This is a genomic window from Nocardia sp. NPDC060220, from assembly GCF_042727815.1.
Classification (GTDB): domain Bacteria; phylum Actinomycetota; class Actinomycetes; order Mycobacteriales; family Mycobacteriaceae; genus Nocardia.
In genome coordinates this window covers 1-2,503 of the sequence record NZ_JBHWZY010000944.1, presented here as the reverse complement: position 1 = coordinate 2,503, position 2,503 = coordinate 1, and the positions used below count along the sequence as shown (strand labels likewise).

The window sequence follows — 2,503 nt, the reverse complement described above, 5'->3', positions numbered from 1 at the left end:
GAACATCCGGCGGACGGCGACGATGGTCCCGTCGACCGCGGCATTGAGCGCGGTGCGGCCGTGCTCATCGGTGTCGGACATAGGTTTTCCTCTGCAGCGGTCGATGCCGGGCGGATGAAACATCATGTCGCCGCGCGGCCACCACACGCAACTCGGCCCCGGCGTGTTCGTCCCGCGCACGACGCGCCGCCGCCCCGCTCGTAGAGTGGAACCCATGGTGGACCACGACACCACCGACGCGGTGGCGCGCGCGGCCGAGCTGCTGCGCGGGCGCCGCACCGTGGTGATCTCCGGCGCGGGGCTGAGCACCGACAGCGGGATTCCCGATTACCGCGGTCCCGGCTCGCCGCCGCGCACGCCGATGACCTATCAGCAGTTCGTCGGTGACCCGGTGTTCCGGCAGAGGTATTGGGCGCGTAACCACATCGGCTGGCGGCGGATGGACGCCGCCCGGCCCAACCCCGGTCATCGCGCTGTCGCCCAGCTGGAGCGGGCGGGTGCGGTGTCGGGAGTGATCACCCAGAACGTGGACCTGCTGCATATGAAGGCGGGTGCGCGTCAGGTGATCGATCTGCACGGAACGTATGCGCGAGTGCGTTGTCTGCGGTGCGAGAATCTGATATCCCGAATGACCCTCGCGCAACACCTCGAAGCGGCCAATCCCGGTTTCGCGGACAATGTTTCGGCGGGCGCCACCGGTATCGAAGTGGCACCCGACGCCGATGCCGTGGTGACCGATACCGACCGATTCCGGATGGTCGATTGCCTGGCGTGCGGCGGAATGCTCAAACCCGACATCGTGTATTTCGGTGAGAATGTGCCGCCGGACCGGGTGGCAGCCGCTTTCGGCCTGGTCGAACGAGCACAGGCGATACTGGTGGCCGGTTCCTCGTTAACGGTGATGTCGGGCCTGCGATTCGTGCGCAGAGCCGCGAAAAACGGTGTGCCAGTGGTGATCGTGAATCGTGGACGTACCCGCGGCGACGACCTCGCCACCCTCCGGATCGACGCGGGCTGCTCGGAAACTCTGTGCGCGCTGGCCGAACTCGGCCGCTGAATTCCCGCGCGCCGAACTGACAGTTCACAGCCCCGCGGCCTATCGTTTCCGGGTGAAACGAACGGTAACTTGATCCCTCGGTGAAGGCGGCGAATCCGACGTGGGTAAGCTCTGCGCACCAGTGCATGAAGAGTTCCACCCGCGGCGCAATGTTTTCCTCGCAGCGGGGTTGTCGGCCCTCGTGTGGGCCGAATGATCGACCCCCACTTGCCAGCCGATCAGAACCAGGGCTTTTCCATGACCGATACCGTCGTTGCCGAATCACGCCTCACGCACCGCCAGACACTCACCATCCTGTCCGGGCTGCTACTGGGGGTGTTCCTCGCCGCGCTCGATCAGAACATCGTCAGCGTCGCCATCGTCCGGATCGCGAACAGTCTCGACGGGTTCGACGAACAGGCATGGGCGACAACGGCATACCTGATCACCGCCACCGTCACCACGCCGCTCTACGGCAAGCTCGCCGACATCTACGGGCGCAAACCGTTCTATCTGCTGGCGATCGCCCTGTTCGTGATCGGCTCGGCCGCCTGCTGTTTCGCGACCACCATGTATCAGCTGGCCGGGTGCAGGGCCTTCCAGGGGCTGGGCGCGGGCGGGTTGATGTCGCTGGCGTTCACCATCGTCGGTGACATCGTGCCGCCGCGCGAACGGGTCCGCTACCAGGGGTATTTCCTCATGGTGTTCGGCATCGCGACAGTGCTCGGCCCGGTGGTCGGTGGCTTCCTGTCCGATTACGAGAGCCTCGGTGGCATCGAGGGCTGGCGCTGGGTGTTCCTGGTGAACGTGCCCGTCGGGGTGCTGGCGTTCCTCGTGGTCGCGAAGGTGCTGAACGTGGGGCACACCCGCCAACGCAGCCGGATCGACTGGTTCGGCGCGATCACCCTCATCGTGGGTGTGGTGCCGCTGCTGATCGTGGCCGAGCAGGGGCGGATCTGGGGGTGGACCGCGCCGAAATCGCTGCTCTGCTACGGCATCTGCGCGGGCGGGCTGCTGCTGTTCGTCCTGGTCGAATTCCTCATGAAGGACTCGGCGCTGATCCCGCTGCGGCTGTTCCGCAGCTCCACGTTCAGCATCGCGATCCTCGGCGGGTTCCTCGTGGGCGTCGCGATGTTCGGCGCGATCACGATGGTTCCGCAGTATCTGCAGGTCGTTCGTGGTTTCTCACCGACCGAGGCGGGGCTGCTGATGTTGCCGCTGGTCCTCGGGATCATGGTGGGCGCGCAGATCTCGGGGCTGATCACGAAAGCCACCGGCCGCTACAAGGTGCTGCCGGTGCTCGGTGCGCTGATCCTGGCGATCGGGTGCGCGCTGTTCGCCAGGATCACCTATGACGGTCCGCTGTGGCAGCCGCTGGCCTTCAGCGCGATCATGGGTTTCGGGCTCGGCGGCTGCATGCAGACGCTGGTCATCGCCGCGCAGAACGCGGTCGGGCGCACCGAGATG

General features: G+C 66.1%; 2 protein-coding genes. Both read left to right on the top strand.

Annotation, left to right across the window (positions count from 1 at the left end):
* Positions 1-214 precede the first annotated feature (214 nt).
* Positions 215-1,057: an NAD-dependent protein deacetylase gene (locus tag ACFWF3_RS32055; protein ID WP_378987985.1), complete on the top strand. Its 843-nt coding sequence runs from the start codon at positions 215-217 to the stop codon at positions 1,055-1,057.
* A gap of 237 nt (positions 1,058-1,294) precedes the next feature.
* Positions 1,295-2,503, top strand: a 1,209-nt coding sequence (locus ACFWF3_RS32050; RefSeq protein WP_379317551.1) for an MDR family MFS transporter, incomplete at its 3' end; no start/stop codon positions are given.

What these genes read in the sequence shown, in the direction of transcription:
- ACFWF3_RS32055 (WP_378987985.1), top strand. Translation starts at nt 215, where the DNA reads ATGGTGGACCACGACACCACCGACGCGGTGGCGCGCGCGGCCGAGCTG.